The organism is Anabaena sp. PCC 7938 (assembly GCF_049315035.1).
Lineage (GTDB): Bacteria > Cyanobacteriota > Cyanobacteriia > Cyanobacteriales > Nostocaceae > Anabaena > Anabaena cylindrica.
In genome coordinates this window covers 3165496-3179408 of the sequence record NZ_CP186034.1, presented here as the reverse complement: position 1 = coordinate 3179408, position 13913 = coordinate 3165496, and the positions used below count along the sequence as shown (strand labels likewise).

The window sequence follows — 13913 nt, the reverse complement described above, 5'->3', positions numbered from 1 at the left end:
AAAATCAATATATTTGAATGACAAAAAGTATAACTTTTGTAAGAGCGATGCCTTCGGCGTACCACTAACGGGACTCGTTGGTATATCTTCTCGCAGAGAAGAGAGCAGACGCGCAACTTATCAAAGGTATGGCTCTTGAACTGATAAAGAAATCATTTAATCATATAAATGTGCTGTAAAATAGTTATTTTAAAGAGGACAATATGAGAATTAAGCAAATTTCAGTAACCGAACTTTTTGGCATTTTTAATCATGTCATTCCTCTGAATACGGAAGACCGTATAACTATAATTTACGGTTTAAATGGTGTTGGTAAAACAGCAATACTTAGGCTATTAAATAATTTTTTTAATTTCCGGTTTTCAGAACTATACAATATTATATTTAATAACTTCCAGATCGATTTTGATGATGGTAGTTATATTCGACTGAACAAAAAAGCCAAATCTGCTATTGATGGTGATATAAAAACTGAGATCATAATATTCTTCAAAAATAGTAGTAGCAATGAGTATGAATTTTCTCTAAATCAACATGACTATGATTTTATAGAAAATAAAAATTTCAATATACCTATAAAATCAAAAAATTCTGAATATTTCATGAGCGATAAAGAGAGGTACTTGGTTGCTGTAGAACGCCTTAAACAATCTACAAAAATTTTATATGGATTTCAACCTGAAACAATACCAGAATGGTTGCAGACTATTATTACTTCTATAAATATTCGTTTCATAGAATCCCAGAGATTATTAAATATATCAGACAATAATTCAATGATTCCATCTGTGACTAGTTATGCAAATGAACTTGCAGAAAATATTCAGGAAAAATTAGCTGAGTATGGTATGTTATCTCAATCACTTGATAGAACTTTTCCAGCAAGATTAGTTAAAAGACAAGCTTCAACTGAACTGACAGATAAGCAACTATATCAAAAGTTAGATGAAATTGAAGAAAAGCGAACTCATTTGATAAATGCTGGATTATTAGATAAAGATGAAAACTCAAACTTCCAAATTTTTGAGCAAATAGATGAAAATACAAAAAAGGTTTTATCAGTTTATGTTGAAGATGTTGAAAATAAACTTAATATTTTTGATAATCTATCTCAAAAAATAGAATTGATGAAGAGGATTATCAATCAAAGATTTTCTTACAAGCAAATAAATATCAGCAAAGATAAAGGTTTTACTTTTACCTCTAATGGTAATTCTTTATCACCAGAAAAATTATCTTCTGGAGAACAGCACGAATTAGTTATGCTTTATGAGTTATTATTTAAAGTCCAACCTAACACATTAATCCTCATTGATGAGCCAGAACTTTCATTGCACGTGGAGTGGCAAGTGAATTTTCTTAAGGATTTAAAAGAAATTACAAAAATTGCTAATATAGATGTTTTATTAGCGACGCATTCTCCTAGTATTATTCATGATCGATGGGATTTAACAGTTGAATTGAAAGGTCCTCAGATATGAGAGAATCTATCACACCTGAGTTTATTGCTAATCAGATTCGTATGAGGCGTAGTGCTTACTCAGGGACTTTTATAATTGTTGAGGGTTCTACAGATGCGCGGGTATATGAACGCTGTTTAGATAATAAAAAATGTGAACTTTCAGTTGCTTACAATAAAGAAAAAGCTATCGGCGCGTTAGCTATTTTGGAAAAAAATAATTTTGCAGGTGTGTTGGCTATTATTGATGCAGATTTTTCTAGACTTGAAGATATTTTACCAGCTAGTCCAAACTTATTGGTGACTGATTATCATGATTTAGAAATTATGCTAATTCAATCCCCAGCACTTGATAAGGTAATTCGTGAGTTTGGCAGTGAAGAAAAGATTAAAAATTATGCTAAAAATATCACTATAACTCTACTTGAAACTGGCAAAATTATTGGTTATTTAAGATGGCTATCTTTGAAATTTAATTTATCTCTTAAATTTGAAGATTTAACCTTTAGTAAATTTCTAGAACCTAAAACTTTAGCCATAGATACTATAAAACTGATTAAAGCAGTTAAAGACCACTCCCAAAAGCCAGCACTTATAGAAAAAGATATTCAAGAGAAGTTGGAAAATTTAAAAGATGATGATCATGATCCTCTTCAAGTATGTTGTGGTCATGATTTAATTTGTATTTTGTCCATAGGACTGTGTAAGGTCTGGGGAACATGGAATAGTAATGATGTTAAGCCAGAAGTATTAGAAAAAATTTTAAGACTGGCATACGAAGAATCGTATTTCCGTAATACACAGTTATATAGACATATTCAAACATGGGAACAAAATAACCAACCTTACCAAGTTTTATCATCAACTTCTTAAGAAAATGATCTCAGTTCAGGAAGGTGGGCTTTGTCTTGATAGACTTCAGAATTCTCTTCTGAAAGCTGTATATTCCCACACAGCACCCCACACACAGCACCCCCACGCTTCAATCCTCTGGTAAACTATCAAATAGGTGTTTAACTAGCTGCTTCGTTTTTTCTTCCAGATGTTGCCAATCCACTTCTCCTAACTCATCAATTAAGCTAGTATCAATATCAACATCATAAATCCCTACACTGTAATTTAAAAAACACACTTGGTAACAAATATCCCACAAATCCACATTTACTTGCTGCTCTTGACGTTGCAAGCGCAGATGGTATCCTGGATGGGGCATCGGCAGATGGGCAAGATTTTCTCTAATATCTTCCACCTGTTGGGGTGTTGCAGATTCCATATCTTGCAACAACTGTGTCACCAAGGCTTTTGTTTCATCAGTTGTGTTAGGCGGCCAAATCAGTACATCGTGGTAAGTTCCTTTCCAGGAAGAGACATCAAGATGCTTACGAATATTATCGACAACGCGAATAAATGCAGGTTGCATGAGGAGTTCAGCTTGCTGCCATGTAGTGGAATTTGTTATCTTAGGTGGCATTGCTAGTTAACATAGATACTAAATCAAACGTAACAATTTGTTGTTTTTATTAAAAAACTGCGTTTTGAGTCTAAATCTTTTCTCAAGATAGCGGATTTCCTAGAAGAAAATTTGGAGATATCTATTACTATCTGGAAAATTAGGTATTAAAACTGGGGAGGGAATATGATAGGCAAACTACTAGACCACCGATACCAAGTCATTCGCATCTTGGCGAAAGGAGGATTTGGTCAAACCTACATTGCCCAAGATACCAGGCGGCCAGGCAATCCCATCTGCGTTGTCAAACACCTTAAGTCCGCCAGCACTGACCCCAAAATTTTTGAAACGGCTAAACGTCTCTTCAACAGCGAGGCCGAAACTTTAGAGAAACTGGGTAATCATGACCAAATACCTAGGCTACTCGCTTATTTTGACGAAAATCAAGAATTTTTCTTAGTTCAAGAATATGTTGACGGACATACTCTGAGTGAGGAATTAATTCCGGGACAACCTTGGAATGAAGGCCAAGTCATCCAAATGTTGCTGGAAGTTCTGGGTATTTTAGAATTTGTCCATCAACAAGGTGTCATTCACCGCGACATTAAGCCAGATAATATTATCCGTCGCGCTGCTGATTATAGATTGGTTTTAGTAGACTTTGGGGCAGTTAAACAATTAAGATCACCTTTAGTGACGGTTGGCGCACAACTCACGGCGACAGTAGCGATTGGTACACCCGGCTATATGCCTACAGAACAAGGACAAGGCAAACCCCGTCCTAATAGTGATATTTATTCTCTGGGTATTATTGCTATTCAAGCTTTAACGGGAGTACCAGCCAAGCAATTACAAGAAGATCCGAATACTGGTGAAATTCTCTGGCAGCATTTCCTGCCTGTTAACTACCGCTTGGCAGAAATTCTCAGCAAGATGGTACGTTATCACTTTAAAGACCGCTACCAAACTGCTACGGAAGCACTGCAAGCCTGTAGAGAGTTGATGAATCTTGCCTCTGGATATTCTCTGCCTTCAGAGGCTCCTCAACAGGTTATTTACCAAATTCCTAAGTCTCTCCCCTCTCAAGTATTTTCACAGCACACCGTGGCTGTCGCACCCGCTAATCCGGTGGTTTCTAAATCTATTCGCAGAGAGTCTAACAAACCTGATCCATTGCCTTTGGTAATTGGCATCTTATTAGCAGGTGGTGCAGCAGCTTTGGTGACAAATTTATATCCAAATGTGAAAAATTTAACTGCTAATTGGACAGGGAACGATCGCACATTGGGAAACAAATGCTTGGCTGTAGTGGTGGCTAATTCTAATATCCGCTCTGAACCTAGTGCAATTAATTCTGATAATATTTTGAAAACTGTTGGTGATAATAGCCAATTTGATGTTACTGGCAAGCGCACAAAACGGGGTTGGATTGAACTGAAACTCAAGTCTGGACGTTTGGCCTGGGCGCATTCCGAAGTTATTACTAATAATGACAATTGGATTTCTTGCTTGAGGGATCAAGGTATTTCTGTGCAAACGGTAGATGATAGTTCTTTAATTACATCTATCCCTGTTCCGAAACCGCAAGTTAAACCTATTCCTGTTGCTACTTCTCAGCTAGAAATATCAGAATCTGAAAAAACCCAAGCTGGTCAGGATCAGGATAAAATTGTCGCACAAGCTAGAGAGAAGTTTGAGTCTGGAGATTTGCAAGGTGCGATCGCTATACTGAGATCAATACCTGCCAATGCTGCATCAGGAATCAAGGAAACTGTTCAGATTGTTAATCAATGGCAGAATGATTGGGCAAAGGCTGAAGCACTGGCTAATGATATCAATAAAGCTATTGATGATGGTAAATGGGATCAAGTTTTAGCTTATCGAGATAATCCTGAAAAATTACCCAATATTAAATACTGGCAAGACAAGTTAGAACCAATGTTTAAACAAGCATCTGAAAATGCGGCTAAACAGGTTCTTTCTCAGGAAGAGAAGAATAGTAATGAAAATAAACCGACTTCTACACAAACTCCAGGTGCTACAGACAAGCCAGCTAGTGATTTGTAAATGCCTGGTAATGGAAACTATCTTCTTCCCATTACCAATCACCAGCCTGACCGAATGAAGTTAGGTTCTAGTGTAGTTCATCGTATTCGGCCGTTTCCATGCGTCTGGTTTCCATCCGAGTGGAGGGTAAAAACTCAGCCCGACGGACATTTGCTAATGGTGGTGTGGGGCCATTGTAGGGATGAATTACCTGCACAGTACGGGTGGGACGATGTTGTTTTGGAGAAAATAGAGATAAGACTCCAGCGACAACAACACCACCACCGATAGTTAGTGTTGCTCCCCCAACTGCCCAAATTATAGGTGATTCCCACCAAGCTTTCTGTTCATATGGGAGTACAGATGATATTTTTTGTTGATTTTGCTGCTGGGCTAATTGCCACTGCTGCTGGGTGAAATTCTGTACTTGTCCCTGGAGTTGGAGGTTTTGTAACCTCAACTGTTCGTTATCTGTTTTCAGCTTTTCCAATGTCATGTTCAGTTTTTCCATTTCCACACGCTGGTCGGAATTAGGAGCTACTGGTTGTTGATATGGATATGCTGGTTGACCGTAATTAGGGGGATACTGGACAGGTTGCTGCATTAACTGGGGCTGTACAAATGATGGCATTTGTGGGGTAGCAGCAAAATTAGATTGTTGTATAGGAGTATTTGTTCCTTTTAGCAGGAGGAGAGCCGCCAGACCAGCTACAGCAACTCCGCCGATAAATGCCATACTTTCACTCATTGCTTTTATCCCTCAACTACGACGGCAGCGTAACTAGATTTTGACTGACTCACTCTCACACTCATATTGCTTGCCTACTTCAATTCACAATAAGACTCAAACTATAAGCAGATATATCAGGTAGTCTTTTTACCTTTGTATGTGCTGTTAACATTCAAGACCATATCAGTCAAATTGTCCACTAATGGATGGTAAAAAAACTACCCTGTTATACTTTTTAATCTAATTTTCCCAAATCATCAAGAGGTAGTTGTGATTGCTGTCTTCAGATTTTGGCAAAATTGAGCGATCGCATCTAATCCTTGTTCCGGTGTCCCTTCTGCTAAACGCTTGACTATAGCACTACCCACAATTGCTGCATCTGCACCCCATTCTCGGACTTGATGCGCTTGTTCAATGTCAGAAATTCCAAAGCCTACGCCGATGGGTTTATCTGTGACAGAGCGAATTTGTGTGAGTAAATCGGAAACTCGGCTTTCCATTTGCGATCGCATTCCTGTTACACCTGTCACACTCACCAAGTAAATAAATCCTTGGGAAGCACGTGCGATCGCTTCTATCCTCTCAGTAGAGCTAGTAGGAGCTACCAACAGAGTTAAATCAATCTCCATCTCACTTGCTGGTTTTAATAACCCTGCTGCCTCTTCCAAAGGTAAATCAGGAACTACCAAACCTGCTACACCAGCGGCCTTAATTTGCTGAAGAAACTTATCAATTCCCCGGTGTAAAATCGGGTTGTAATACGTAAATAAAATAATTGGTGCTTTTAAACTAGGAGTAGTTGCTTGCAACATCGCCAGCACCTGATCTAAAGTAGTACCCTTTGCCAATGCACGGGTAGCAGCTGCTTGAATCACAGGCCCATCAGCCAAAGGATCAGAATAAGGAACACCCAACTCAATTATGTCGGCTCCAGAGCGATCTAAAACTTGTAAAGCCTTAGCTGTTGTTTCCAAATCAGGATCACCAGCAGTAATAAACGGAATCAGAGCGCACTCTTGATTCCGTCTTAAAGTTTCAAAACAACGAGAAATTGCAGTCATTGGTCAGAAGAAGGGAATAGGGAATAGGTAATTAGGTGACAGGGAACAGGTGACAGAAGGTAGAAGGTAGAAGGTAAATACTCTCCCCCATCTCCCCCACTTCCTTATCTTTACTATCTTCCTATCTTTTCTGTCACCTGTCACCTGTCAACTGTCACCTAATTGCCTGATTCAATTTCAGCTTGAATTTTTGCTAATTCTTCAGGAGTGAGTTCATCTAGTCGCTTTTGTAAGAACGCCTTTTCATACTCTTCCCGTTGTTGATGGTAGGTCATTTTTTTGCTACCTGCTCGGAAAAGATATGTGGACAACCAGCCCAACAACCCAAAAACCAGTAAAACCTGACTCCAAATTCCAGCTTTTTGTCCATCTAACCCGACTAGCTGTAATCCCGCATAGGCCAAGCCACCAGCCACAAAAATCCCCAAAGCAATTCCGATTGCATCAATGCGTCGCATGAGAGTTATGACCTACCAATCAAGTTAAACAATTTGTCTGCGCCGGGGTCGAAAATTCGCAATGGGCGAAAGCAGCAACAAACCCGGAAAGAAGAAGAACACTAAAAAGTACATGAACACACGTTCAACAGAACTAGCCGTATACCACCGCAGCTTTAGATAAAGCATTACAGCCATTGGGATTACCAGAAGATAAGCTCCGGCCAAAATTAGATATAGTAGCGCTACAACCATAATTCTTTATCGGATTTGAGAAGACTATTCGGTGCATCTATTCCCATAATATGCTGAATGGTCGGACTCAGGGAAGTATCACTCATCAGTTTTGTCGGGAAAGAAAATAAATTAATTTTGTCCGACTTGCAATAATTTGAAAAAAAGTTTATATTGTGTTATGGTGATATTTCGCCATTAAACGCGGTTGTGCAACCAAGTTAAACAAGGTCATTACCTAAAAAGTATGATTTTGAGGCTAAATTGAAAAAAGTAGTGTTTGAAAAAAAATTTTGAAAACTACTTGCACAAAATACGCAATTAATGATGAAATAGATGGGGAGGTTTTTTGAGCCTCTAAACATCAAAAACCCTTGGGGGTGTGGCGGAATGGTAGACGCTACGGACTTAGAAAACTGAGCCTTGATAGAGAAATCTTTCAAGTGGAAGCTCTCAAATTCAGGGAAACCTAAATCTGTTTACAGATATGGCAATCCTGAGCCAAGCCCGGAAATTTTAGAATCAAGATTTTATTTTGGCTTTCAATTTGAAATCAGAAATTCAAAATTCAGGGAAGGTGCAGAGACTCGACGGGAGCTACCCTAACGTAAAGGCGAGGGTAAAGGGAGAGTCCAATTCTTAAAGCCTGAAGTTGTGCAAGCAACAAGGCAACAGTGAAAGCTGTGGAAGAATGAAAATCCGTTGACCTTAAACGGTCGTGGGGGTTCAAGTCCCCCCACCCCCATATAAATAATTTGTAATTTTGAGTTTACCGATATAGGCATTCCCAAGCTGATTAAATACACCCCACCCGCGCTGTCGCGCACCCTCCCCTTGGTAAGGTGAGGGTTAATTTTGTATATAACTAGAGTGGGAAAGGCTATAACTTTTCTGGTTTTCTTTCTAGACAATATGCTCCCTCAACTCGTTGTGCAGTGTTTGAAGAGCGATTTGTAGGTATTTCGAGTGTATCCACAACAGGATCTACATAGCGAACTCAAAAATTATCAATTCTATCTTTGTCCCAATTGCCGTAAAACGCAGGGAATATTAAGCCAGGGACTTTTTTCTTTAACTTCTTACCCATTACCTATTACAGATTACCTCAAATAGTTATCAATAAAATCAGTAATTTCTTGATAAAAAACCTGCCCCTTTTCTCTACTACTACTTGCAGTTACTAATAATCTTAAAGTTTCCACCAATGAAGTTATAACAGCATCACAAACCAAATCAAAAAGCCGATCTAAATTATCTTGGTTTTGTTGTCCATAAGCCAAAGCGTTAATATAATCATTGCGAATTTGATTATTAATCACCACAATGGGATACCCTGCACGAATTAAGAGTAAATTCATTAATAATCTAGCCGTTCTCCCATTCCCATCCCGAAAAGGATGGATCGAGACAAAACGATAATGAGCCATTGTTGCATATTCTACTGGATGGAGTGTTAAAGAAGCGTCTGAATTGAGCCAAATTACAAAATCTGCCATTAATTGAGATAGTAAATAATGGGGAGGATAAAGATAATTTGTTCCTGCTGCCATTACATCCAGCATTCGATAACAACCCGCTTCATCAGGGTTAATCTTTCTCAGGATTAGATTGTGAATTTGTTTAATTTCCCATTCATTAATTACTGTATCTTTTTGGGCTAAACTCTCAATATAGTCAATCGCTTCCTTATGTCCAATCACCTCTAAATGCTCATCAAGAGTTTTACCGCCAATTGTAATCCCTTTAGTTAACACTAACTCGGTTTCACTTTGAGTTAAAGTATTCCCTTCAATGGCATTAGAGTTATAAGTAAAGCGGATATCATACAGCTTTTTGAGTTCCGCGATAATTGTGGTATCAAACGGTCTAAAGTCATCCAACCAAACTTTTAGCTTGTCTATTTGCTCTAATTTAAGCTGATAATTCATGCTCACATAGTTACTTATTACAGCAGTCAATGAAAATTCTTTTTCTTGACTTAAACTAATTACCTGTTCAATAAACTGCTCGTAGAGTTGAGAAGAAGACAGTAGCATGGGGTATTGGGTAATGGGTAAAATGGGTAATGTTTTGATTTTATTCCCCATTTCCTGGTTCAAGGGTTAAACCGCGATAGACTTGCTCAATGGGGAAACTGAGATTGATGCTTTTTAGTTCAATGATGTCACCTTCTCCATAGTTAATAATCATCCATTGTCCCGCATCATTTTTGTGATACAGGTCGATTTCGATGCTGGTGGAACTAACCAATAGGTAATCTTTCAATATGGGGTTATTTCGATACATTCTAAATTTGCTACCGCGATCGTAGGCTTCGGTAGTTTTGGAGAGAACTTCAACAATTAAGCAGGGATAGGTAAAATAGTTGGAAGTATTTTTATCTCGTTCATCGCAAGTTACACTCGCATCTGGATAGGTATAGTTATTCGTTTCGACAATATTAACCTTGATATCAGAATTTCCAGTTATACAACCACTATTCTCTAAATGGGCATCAAAAATGGAGGTGAAGCGGATGGAAATACGACCGTGATTGACGCTACTGCCGCTCATAGCATAAACTTGACCGTCGATCAATTCGTGTTTTTCTAGTTGCTGTTCTTCCCAAGCGAAATATTCTTCAGGGGTGAGGTTGGGGGCTTTGTCTTTGGCTGCGATCATGGTTCGTTATTTTCTAACGTTTGCAGTTGCTTGGGGTCAGTTTGGCTCTGGGTTAGTTGATTTAATTTTAACAATCTAAACCAAGATTTTTTCGGAGTAAGCCTTTTTTAATTGGCGTTTTCAGCAAACTCTAATTAGCAAGACGTTCATCTAGGGAAGCTAGAGCCGCGCCGGCAATTTCAGCTAAGATGCTAATGAGACGATAAAGTGCGATCGCACTAATTACTAAAGCAGCAGGGAAGTGATACTGTAACAAGGTGAGAGCTGTAGCTTCAAACACACCTAAACCCCCAGGCGCACCAGGGATAACTAAGCCTAAGACCCAAGCAAAACTAAACGCACCAAGCAATAAAGGAATTTGACTCAAGTTTAACGAACTCAGGGCAAACATAGTTAATATAAAACCAGTACCACGCAGGCCTAAAAAACCTAACTCTCCTAATAACGGTTTGAGAGGATAGCATTCAATAATTAAACTACTAATAGGCTGATTTTCAGATTCAGATTTTTTGTTCTTGAATTGGTATAAAAAACGAATTGCTGGGTTCAAAAACCGGGGATGAACTGCACCCAGTACCACCGCTAAACTTAGCAATTGCAGAATTTGCACCCCAATATTAGTATCACTGACTGCAAATTCACCACCAAATAAAACAATAATAATTAAAGCCGCTGCCAGCATCAGTAACGGTTCTAGTAAAACGCTTAAAGTTGCCGCACCAGTAGAGACATTAGCATTTTTAGCCGCTAAAATTCGCCCGTAGTAATGCCAAACATTGCCAGGTAAATACTTAGCAATATTCGTTTTTAAATAAACTTGGATAAATGGGAAAGTTGGTACAGATTGATTTAACTCTTTCAACACCCAAGTCCATATCCAACCAGCCCATGTATGTGCGAGTAAAGTTATACCCGTAGCAACTGCTAAAATTGCCCATCCTGCTGCATCAATACGGATAGAAGTAACTTCTATCCAATTATCCTTCAAAGCTTTTCCTAAAAAAAACAGCGTTCCCCCCAAAATAAACCAGCGTAAAAATTTTTTCATTATTTGTGAAATTTAATCATTAAATTGCCCAAAATTATTATATTAAATAATATCTCTCTATAGTTAGATAAAATTAAACTTTTTTCAGCAGTAAAATGTGACCTAAGCTAGAGGTTAATGTTATTTAAAAACCGTTACTCTTAATAAAGTTTGTTCACGTTAATAAATTGCATCAATACCAAAAAATATGATTGATAAATTGAATTAACGTGTTCTCTTAATATAAGGAGGGCTAAGTGAAAAGATTGATGAACTGGTTTAATAAACTACAAATGCGTCGAATTTTAACTATCTTTTTAGCTGGAGTATTTTTGATGATTAGCACTGCTTGTAGTGGAACAAGCGCTCAAGGAATGAATCCCAAGAGTACTCCTGTGCAGGCTGGTGGAGCAAATAATCCTTATAAAAATGGTGGCGATAAATATACCAATTCAAATTCACCAACGTCTACTGAATCAAGAAAGCAAAAAGGCGATCAAGCTAGTCTGCCCTTAAATTCACAAACATTATTAGTTGCCAATAAAGACTCAGAACTTCTTTATCCTGGGGCAGAAACACCCTTAGGAAGAATTAAAAAAGAAGCAGAACTACCAATTATTACAGAAGAAGAGTTCAAACATACTGAGCCAGGTGGATTAATTCAGGGTCAACCAGATTTAGGAAATCGCATTCAAGACCGAATTGAAACTGTAACAGAGTCATTTGAAAAAGCTTCAGGATTTTTAAAAGAAAAAGCAGATGAAGCAAGTGCCAGACCTGAACTACAAAAAAATCCATCTGTAGGCAAATAGACCTTTATCAAAATACAAAGAGGATAATTATGAACAGAGTAATTAATTGGTTACAAAATCTGCGTCCCTTTAAAGTTTTAACGGTATTTTTAGCCGGGGCTTTACTCTTTTTAGCACAAGCTTGTAATCGTCCCACCATAGCCGGACAACCACCCCAACCCGCTGGACAACCGCCAAATGTGCAAAGATATGATCCCACAAAAGATTATCCTATCTCTCGATATCAAGGAGGGATGAACAATTTTAGTGATGTAGATCCCAGAGCGAGAGATGCAGAAAAAGCAGCCAAAATTAGAGCCGATGAGTTAATAGAAAATGCTCAGAAAAACAACGAAAATAAAGGAATTGATAGTACTGAGCAATATGTACGTAATTATCGTCAAGGAACACCTTTTGATGAAAGGGTGAAAAACTTAGGTGAAGATGTGGGAAGTTCTGCTGAAGAATTGCGGGAAGGTGTTACTAAAGGAACAAAGCGAGGAGTTGAAAACCTTCAGGAAAATGTCGGAAGTGCTGCTAAAGATTTGACCAAAAATATGCAACGTGGAACTGAAGATGTTGGGAAAAATATTCAACGCCGAGCCGAGGATACAGGAGAAGCAATCAACAGAACTGTGAGAGAGGCTGATTAAAATTAATTTCATGTTTAAAAGGTGGGCAATGCCCACCTTTTTCTTTTGGATATTGCTACTTAAAAGTGGATATTGATGTAAAACATGAGTTAAGTTTGAGAATACCAATTTTGTAGTGCCATGCGTTGAATTTCCCGCCAAGGAATATTATATTTTCGTGCTAAGTCTGCACAATCTTCATATTCTGGCTGTACATTGGTAATTACTCTTTCTGCGGCTGATCCTTTCCAAGCAACTTTAATACCGACTTTGCCATAAAGAGGAATTTCTACTTGTTGAATTTCCCGTTGTAAAATAGTGCGTTGTCCAGTAGTGCGACGAATTCCTAAAGTAGTGGTTTCGCGGAATAAAATCTCTTCACAAGTGACTAAATGTTCTGGATGACAAATAACGGTTAATAAAATACCTGGACGGGATTTTTTCATCCCTATCGGTTGGGTAAAGACATCCACCGCACCAGCAGTAAATAAAGCCTCAAAGACATAGCCGATAGCTTGGGGGTTTAAGTCATCAATTTGGGTTTCTAGAACAGAGATAGTTTCTACATTGGGACTAGTATTGGCAAAATTAAGAATATTTGTCTGGAAATTTGCACTTTCACCGAGCCAGAGCCGTAGTATATTGGGGATGGGTAAATCGAGGGAACCTGCTCCTAGTCCCACTTTTGTGATTGTGATTGGGGGGGGTGAACCAAAATTTCTGGCTAAAGTAGTAGCGATCGCTGCCCCTGTTGGCGTTACCAGTTCTTTTTCAATACCATTACTATAAACTGGACAACTCCGCATTTCCCACAGCTTCAATACTGCGGGGACTGGTACTGCCATTTGACCATGTGCAGCGCGAACAGTTCCCCCACCAGTCGGAAACGCTGAACAATAGATCAGAGGTAATCTTTCTTCATTGCTGTCAATACCCAACCAATCTAACCCCAAGCAAGTACCGACAATATCCACAATCGCGTCTACAGCACCTACCTCATGAAAATGAACTTTTTCCGGTTCAATACCATGTATTGCCCCTTCTGCCACTGCTAACTGCCTGAATACAGCTAAACTCCAAGCTTCTGCCTGTGATGGCAACTTAGCTTTAAGAATCATTTCCTCTATTTCTGGTAGGTGACGGCCATGATGGTGAGAGTGTTCATGGTGATGATGATGGTGTAATAAATCGACGTGGATTTTAGTTGCTTGCTGAGTTTGCCGATGAACAAGTTCTGCCCGTAATTGGTATTCTTGCTCAATTCCCAAACAATTGAGTTTTTCTACTAAATACTCTAAGGGAACACCCAGACTTACCAAAGAACCCAGGCACATATCACCGGAAATTCCTGTTGGACATTGAAGATAGGCAATTTTATTCATAAA

General features: G+C 38.5%; 14 protein-coding genes. 5 read left to right on the top strand and 9 right to left on the bottom strand.

What is annotated here, in order from left to right:
* Positions 1 to 203 precede the first annotated feature (203 nt).
* Together ACOWPH_RS14760 and ACOWPH_RS14755 are read left to right on the top strand one after the other, a co-directional pair.
* Entirely contained in the window at positions 204 to 1481 is a 1278-nt protein-coding gene (locus ACOWPH_RS14760; RefSeq protein WP_015216133.1) for an AAA family ATPase, read from the top strand.
* Positions 1478 to 2332, top strand: a complete 855-nt coding sequence (locus tag ACOWPH_RS14755) for a DUF4435 domain-containing protein (protein ID WP_015216132.1) — start codon at positions 1478 to 1480, stop codon at positions 2330 to 2332. Before ACOWPH_RS14760 ends, ACOWPH_RS14755 begins: the two co-directional genes overlap by 4 nt.
* A gap of 109 nt (positions 2333 to 2441) precedes the next feature.
* Here the strand turns inward: ACOWPH_RS14755 and ACOWPH_RS14750 are convergent, their stop codons facing one another.
* The gene (locus ACOWPH_RS14750) at positions 2442 to 2930 is read right to left on the bottom strand and encodes a hypothetical protein (RefSeq protein ID WP_015216131.1); all 489 of its coding nucleotides are present in this window, start codon (positions 2928 to 2930) and stop codon (positions 2442 to 2444) included.
* Between the two features lie 165 nt (positions 2931 to 3095).
* Between ACOWPH_RS14750 and ACOWPH_RS14745 the strand changes: the two genes are divergently transcribed.
* The gene (locus ACOWPH_RS14745) at positions 3096 to 4976 is read left to right on the top strand and encodes a serine/threonine protein kinase (RefSeq protein WP_015216130.1); all 1881 of its coding nucleotides are present in this window, start codon (positions 3096 to 3098) and stop codon (positions 4974 to 4976) included.
* Positions 4977 to 5043: 67 nt separating this feature from the next.
* On the opposite strand, the gene ACOWPH_RS14740 is transcribed toward ACOWPH_RS14745, so the two are convergent.
* The 7 genes from ACOWPH_RS14740 to ACOWPH_RS14710 all read right to left on the bottom strand — a co-directional run bounded on the left by ACOWPH_RS14740 (position 5044) and on the right by ACOWPH_RS14710 (position 11126).
* The gene (locus tag ACOWPH_RS14740; RefSeq protein ID WP_015216129.1) at positions 5044 to 5703 is read right to left on the bottom strand and encodes a hypothetical protein; all 660 of its coding nucleotides are present in this window, start codon (positions 5701 to 5703) and stop codon (positions 5044 to 5046) included.
* A 239-nt stretch (positions 5704 to 5942) separates the two neighbouring features.
* A complete protein-coding gene (trpA, locus tag ACOWPH_RS14735) occupies positions 5943 to 6746 on the bottom strand; it encodes a tryptophan synthase subunit alpha (protein WP_015216128.1) in 804 nt (267 codons plus the stop codon).
* Positions 6747 to 6904: 158 nt separating this feature from the next.
* Positions 6905 to 7204, bottom strand: a complete 300-nt coding sequence (locus ACOWPH_RS14730; RefSeq protein WP_015216127.1) for a DUF3007 family protein — start codon at positions 7202 to 7204, stop codon at positions 6905 to 6907.
* 24 nt (positions 7205 to 7228) lie between these two features.
* Positions 7229 to 7438, bottom strand: coding sequence for an NAD(P)H-quinone oxidoreductase subunit L (ndhL, locus tag ACOWPH_RS14725; RefSeq protein ID WP_081593707.1), 210 nt, complete (start codon positions 7436 to 7438; stop codon positions 7229 to 7231).
* A gap of 1079 nt (positions 7439 to 8517) precedes the next feature.
* Entirely contained in the window at positions 8518 to 9504 is a 987-nt protein-coding gene (locus tag ACOWPH_RS14720) for a Fic family protein (RefSeq protein WP_015216126.1), read from the bottom strand.
* Positions 9494 to 10078, bottom strand: coding sequence for a Uma2 family endonuclease (locus ACOWPH_RS14715; protein ID WP_015216125.1), 585 nt, complete (start codon positions 10076 to 10078; stop codon positions 9494 to 9496). The genes ACOWPH_RS14720 and ACOWPH_RS14715 overlap by 11 nt, the downstream gene beginning before the upstream one ends.
* Positions 10079 to 10208: 130 nt before the next feature.
* Entirely contained in the window at positions 10209 to 11126 is a 918-nt protein-coding gene (locus ACOWPH_RS14710; RefSeq protein ID WP_015216124.1) for a lysylphosphatidylglycerol synthase domain-containing protein, read from the bottom strand.
* Between the two features lie 236 nt (positions 11127 to 11362).
* Between ACOWPH_RS14710 and ACOWPH_RS14705 the strand changes: the two genes are divergently transcribed.
* Both ACOWPH_RS14705 and ACOWPH_RS14700 read left to right on the top strand, forming a co-directional pair.
* On the top strand, positions 11363 to 11917 hold the full coding sequence (locus ACOWPH_RS14705) for a DUF6658 family protein (RefSeq protein ID WP_015216123.1): 555 nt from the start codon (positions 11363 to 11365) through the stop codon (positions 11915 to 11917).
* 29 nt (positions 11918 to 11946) lie between these two features.
* Complete coding sequence (locus ACOWPH_RS14700; RefSeq protein ID WP_015216122.1) at positions 11947 to 12549, top strand: hypothetical protein; 603 nt, start codon at positions 11947 to 11949, stop codon at positions 12547 to 12549.
* 89 nt (positions 12550 to 12638) lie between these two features.
* Here the strand turns inward: ACOWPH_RS14700 and larC are convergent, their stop codons facing one another.
* Entirely contained in the window at positions 12639 to 13910 is a 1272-nt protein-coding gene (larC, locus tag ACOWPH_RS14695; protein WP_015216121.1) for a nickel pincer cofactor biosynthesis protein LarC, read from the bottom strand.
* Between the last annotated feature and the right edge of the window lie 3 nt (positions 13911 to 13913).

What these genes read in the sequence shown, in the direction of transcription:
- ACOWPH_RS14755 (WP_015216132.1), top strand. Translation starts at nt 1,478, where the DNA reads ATGAGAGAATCTATCACACCTGAGTTTATTGCTAATCAGATTCGTATG.
- ACOWPH_RS14700 (WP_015216122.1), top strand. Translation starts at nt 11,947, where the DNA reads ATGAACAGAGTAATTAATTGGTTACAAAATCTGCGTCCCTTTAAAGTT.
- ACOWPH_RS14710 (WP_015216124.1), bottom strand. Translation starts at nt 11,126, where the DNA reads ATGAAAAAATTTTTACGCTGGTTTATTTTGGGGGGAACGCTGTTTTTT.
- ACOWPH_RS14720 (WP_015216126.1), bottom strand. Translation starts at nt 9,504, where the DNA reads ATGGGGAATAAAATCAAAACATTACCCATTTTACCCATTACCCAATAC.
- trpA (WP_015216128.1), bottom strand. Translation starts at nt 6,746, where the DNA reads ATGACTGCAATTTCTCGTTGTTTTGAAACTTTAAGACGGAATCAAGAG.
- ACOWPH_RS14730 (WP_015216127.1), bottom strand. Translation starts at nt 7,204, where the DNA reads ATGCGACGCATTGATGCAATCGGAATTGCTTTGGGGATTTTTGTGGCT.
- ACOWPH_RS14715 (WP_015216125.1), bottom strand. Translation starts at nt 10,078, where the DNA reads ATGATCGCAGCCAAAGACAAAGCCCCCAACCTCACCCCTGAAGAATAT.
- ACOWPH_RS14760 (WP_015216133.1), top strand. Translation starts at nt 204, where the DNA reads ATGAGAATTAAGCAAATTTCAGTAACCGAACTTTTTGGCATTTTTAAT.
- ACOWPH_RS14745 (WP_015216130.1), top strand. Translation starts at nt 3,096, where the DNA reads ATGATAGGCAAACTACTAGACCACCGATACCAAGTCATTCGCATCTTG.
- ndhL (WP_081593707.1), bottom strand. Translation starts at nt 7,438, where the DNA reads ATGGTTGTAGCGCTACTATATCTAATTTTGGCCGGAGCTTATCTTCTG.
- ACOWPH_RS14750 (WP_015216131.1), bottom strand. Translation starts at nt 2,930, where the DNA reads ATGCCACCTAAGATAACAAATTCCACTACATGGCAGCAAGCTGAACTC.
- ACOWPH_RS14740 (WP_015216129.1), bottom strand. Translation starts at nt 5,703, where the DNA reads ATGAGTGAAAGTATGGCATTTATCGGCGGAGTTGCTGTAGCTGGTCTG.
- larC (WP_015216121.1), bottom strand. Translation starts at nt 13,910, where the DNA reads ATGAATAAAATTGCCTATCTTCAATGTCCAACAGGAATTTCCGGTGAT.